We start from the raw sequence: 3360 nt of genomic DNA, 5'->3' as shown, positions 1-3360 counted from the left end.
GTTGCCAAGGATTAATAATCTTGAACGCAACTAGCCAGCTGGACATGATATAGGCCAGAAGTGTCCAAATATAGATATTTATTATCTGGTCGATGAGAGCTATGACCGCATACATGCTGATATCTCGCTTTATTCGTTAATGTCCGCACTGTAAACCCAAGCGGCAGAGGATTTCAATCCCGACGTGATATCAATAATCACGCTATAAATATGTCCCGTCAGGTTATTGTTCGCTTGTTTAATAATGGCAAGCCAAGGGTTGAATAATCGCAGCGCACCCATAGATACAAAGTTGATTGGTTGTCTATATGACAGATAGGAAAGATCGTAAGGATTTGCAATTGCCAGACAAGCACGAAAATAACCCGAACGAAACCCAACGCAATGATGACAATGGCCGCATGAATAGCAAAAGGTCATTTCTTTATATTGTTGGTATATTACTGTTTGCTGGACTTGCTGGCGGTATTTTCATGCTTGCCAACCGACAGGCAGAAATGAGCGGGCTTGGATTTCCGGCCTTTGAAGAATCATCTTTTACACTACGTGACCAGAACGCACGCATTGTTACCAACGCTGATTTCAAAGGACGGCCGATAGCTCTGTTCTTTGGCTATAGCTATTGTCCAGATGTCTGTCCCATGACGTTAACCGTACTTGGGAGCGCGCTTGACGAGGTGAAAGAGGCTGGTTTTGCTGTTGATGATTTGCAGATTCTGTTCATGACGGTTGATCCGGAGCGCGATACGCCTGCCCAATTAGAAGCCTATCTCAGCCTGTTTGATATGACGGTGACGGGCCTGACAGGAAATAAAGCGGCTGTAACCGATGCCCTTGGCAATTTTGGTGCCTATGCGCAGCGGGTTGAGACCAGTGCGGGTGATATTCTCTATGACCATAGCTCGGCGGTTTACCTGTACCGTGCGAATGGAGAATTCAAAGGTACGATTGTTTATAATGAGCCACATCGTTTTGTTGTCGAGAAAATGAAGTCGATTTTAGAGTGATCCAACACTCAAAAAATGTAATAAAATTAAATAGTTGACTAATTTTACGCCATTCTGTTCTATCTTCCTGATTGAAGATAGATCTAAAAATGATGACCTCTATTCGCGCAAATATATGCACTTATGGATTCGTTTCATGGGCACGCAATTTTATTTTTACTAGCTATGCTCTTGGCATAATGACCTTAATACCATGCGCCGCCTATGCGATTACCGATTCCCAGCCATTGTTGAAAGATAAGATCGCGCCACGTCATAAGGTTGCTAAAGCGCATCCTATGACGTCAGATACGATAAATCTTCTAGACCTATACGCCACGATGATTAGGCGGGCATCTGATCAAGGCGCGGATGAATTAGCTCTGTCTTTGGCAAGGCAAAGTACAGAACTGGTGCCTGATGCAGTTTTATTGCGGATTATTCTGGCCAAACTTTATATCAATGCCAAACAATGCGCGCGCGCCATTCCGCATTTGAAACATGCGCATGATTTGACAGATCCACAGGCACAGGATTCGATCACTAGACGCCAGCGTTTCATCATCGGCCGTATGCGCAAGGTTTGTGCGCCATTTGTTGAAAATGCTGCCTTCATATCAACGAAAGGGCAACGTTCGGCGTCTTTGCTTGATCGCCCGGGCGATGATATCGTAGCGATCGACAAAGGATCATTACTTGATCGCTATTGTCATGCGCTTGGGTCTTTATGTGCACATGATGGCAAGGTCGCACTGAAGCAAACTGACCGTGGCGGCACGTCAATCTGGCTTCATGTGGGGACAATAAGCAAAATTCGCACCCATGGTATGTGGACGCCCTCGATACGGACGAATATTTTTCGCAAGCTGAATAGCAAACCATATTTCGGATTACAGGGCGCGCAAATTCAGCTGGATATGGAGCGTTCTGTTGGTGACAAAAGACAATTTGAAGCCCATTTTTCAGCCCAATCAATATCAGCCCAGCAAGGTCCCGATTCAGCAACGCTGGCTCATGAAGCCTTGCGTGCGGGCGTGACCTTGCGTCACTTTATCAGCGAGAAGACAAGTATAAAGGCCGGGATATCGCAAACGCGCATCCTTCAAAATATGCGCCATAGTAAACGATTTGAGACTGGTATGGCGTTTATCACCAAAATTACGAAGGATCTGAAAGCCGAAGCAAGCGCAACATGGGCTAGAACACCCAGAACAGGCGGTGCACTGTCATCGTTAGGCCGGGATTTGAAATTTGGCATTTCGGCGGATCTGTCAGCATGGGCGTTTGCCGGCGCAAGCCTGCGTCAAACAAAAAGAGTTTTCACCGAGCCGCTGGTCTATTTACGTTTACCGCATCAGATCAGCCGCCGCGAGCTGTCGGCAAATATTGGCCTGCATCTTTCAAAGGATAAAACATCATTAGTCGATCTGCATTTTATCCGTACATCGTCAGTGTCACATTACAGTCCGGATAATTTTACAGACGATGCGGTAATTATCTATTTTCGCCATGTTTTCTGAAGCTTAGTTTGCTATATAAGTAAATTTATATTTATTTCATGGTTGAAAATTACATGACAAAATAATGTGTAGATCGCTTCTAAAAAGATAACATCTGAGTATCATGTACTTCTATCCAGAGTATTATTTAGCTTAAAAATTGTGATGTGCGCCAAGGTCAAAATTGATGCTTGGGGATGTTTTAACGGAGGGAGATGCACCTTGAGAATTCTGTTTGGCTATGCGAACGGTGTTTGTCGTGACTTTGTTCAGAATCACCTGCTTGACGATCTTTCAAAAATTCAGGTTATGACAGCCAGTACACTTGCGCAATCTATTGAGTTGGCTGGCGATGCTAAAGATATAGATGTGGTGGCGCTTGATCTTAATATGCCAGATATGAATGGCGTACAGGGTCTTTCACAGATGCGCAAAGCGGTGAAGCCAGATGTGCCCGTCGCGCTTATGGATCATACGCTGAATCCAAAACAGATGCGCGATGCCTTGCGTGTTGGGGCTGCCGGATTTCTGCCCTATTCGATGTCATCGGATGCCTTGCTTAGCGCCTTGCGCCTGATGGCAAGTGGCGAGATTTATATTCCGGTGACAAGCGCTGACAATGCTCAGCTTGCCAAACCAGACGCAAAAGACGAATTTTTGAGCAGCCGTGAACGGGAAGTTCTTGATGGCTTGTTGTCTGGGCAGTCAAATAGGCAAATAGCTGATCGGATTGGGCTAAGTGAGGTGACGATCAAATACCATCTTAAAAGTTTGCGATCAAAGCTTGGCGCGCGTAACCGCACCCATGCGGCTTTACGCGCCATCGAGCTTGGGATTAATTAGCTATCACCATCGCTCGGCGTGGTGGATGATGC

General features: G+C 45.7%; 3 protein-coding genes. All 3 read left to right on the top strand.

Features of this window, described 5'->3' with window-relative positions; translation table 11 throughout:
* The first annotated feature begins 308 nt into the window (after positions 1 to 308).
* The 3 genes from ABNT28_RS10445 to ABNT28_RS10435 all read left to right on the top strand — a co-directional run bounded on the left by ABNT28_RS10445 (position 309) and on the right by ABNT28_RS10435 (position 3328).
* The gene (locus ABNT28_RS10445) at positions 309 to 1007 is read left to right on the top strand and encodes an SCO family protein (protein WP_332923457.1); all 699 of its coding nucleotides are present in this window, start codon (positions 309 to 311) and stop codon (positions 1005 to 1007) included.
* 179 nt (positions 1008 to 1186) lie between these two features.
* Entirely contained in the window at positions 1187 to 2506 is a 1320-nt protein-coding gene (locus ABNT28_RS10440) for a hypothetical protein (RefSeq protein ID WP_332923456.1), read from the top strand.
* Between the two features lie 201 nt (positions 2507 to 2707).
* Entirely contained in the window at positions 2708 to 3328 is a 621-nt protein-coding gene (locus ABNT28_RS10435) for a response regulator transcription factor (protein WP_332923455.1), read from the top strand.
* The last annotated feature ends 32 nt before the right edge of the window (positions 3329 to 3360 follow it).

Origin of the sequence: uncultured Candidatus Puniceispirillum sp. (genome assembly GCF_963979125.1) — a bacterium.
Classification (GTDB): domain Bacteria; phylum Pseudomonadota; class Alphaproteobacteria; order Puniceispirillales; family Puniceispirillaceae; genus Puniceispirillum.
This window is presented reverse-complemented; position numbering and strand designations above follow the sequence as displayed.

Coding starts and splice junctions, on each gene's coding strand:
- ABNT28_RS10445 (WP_332923457.1), top strand. CDS start 309: ATGACAGATAGGAAAGATCGTAAGGATTTGCAATTGCCAGACAAGCAC.
- ABNT28_RS10440 (WP_332923456.1), top strand. CDS start 1,187: ATGACCTTAATACCATGCGCCGCCTATGCGATTACCGATTCCCAGCCA.